This window comes from Pseudomonas sp. B7(2017) (genome assembly GCF_002112745.1).
In the GTDB taxonomy this organism is placed as follows: Bacteria; Pseudomonadota; Gammaproteobacteria; order Pseudomonadales; family Pseudomonadaceae; genus Aquipseudomonas; species Aquipseudomonas ekonensis.
Window position 1 is genome coordinate 1 of record NZ_NEIP01000051.1, and the last position, 509, is coordinate 509.

1 protein-coding gene is annotated in these 509 nt (G+C 65.0%); it reads right to left on the reverse strand.

What is annotated here, in order from left to right; translation table 11 throughout:
• Window positions 1–509: hypothetical protein (locus CAG29_RS28045; RefSeq protein ID WP_139831543.1), on the reverse strand; the 509-nt coding region annotated here is incomplete at both ends.

The following is a 509-nucleotide window of genomic DNA, read 5'->3' on the forward strand; positions in this document are numbered from 1 at the left end:
GGGTGTAGGTGTAGGTGCCGTTGGCATTGAGCACCAAGGTGCCGTAAGTCCCGGTGAAAGTACCTGCCGTGATCGGGCCGGCGTTGGGGCCGGTCGGTACGCGGTCGGCGCCTTGCACGTCGTTGGTCAGGACGTTGCCCGTCAACGTCAGATTGGTTTCCGACGCGGTGCTGGCGTTGGAGTCGTTAACGCCCTTCGGCAGGTCGTCGATGATGTTCACATCGAGGGTCGCGTTGGCCGTCGTGCCGTTGTCGTCCACCACCGTGACGGCGAATTGCTCGGGCAGGTTGTTGGCGCCATTGGCGGTCGGGTGCGCCTCGTTGTCGACCAAGGTGTAGCTGTAGCTCACGACGCCGGTCGCGGCGTTGAACCCAGTGATGGTCAAGGTACTGCCCAGCGGTGTGGTGACCGATTGCGGGAAGCCAGCCGCCACGCCGTTGGTGACCACGGCGATGCCGCCCACGGTCAGCGTGGTGACGCCGTCCAGCGCGGTGATGGTGAACGTGCCG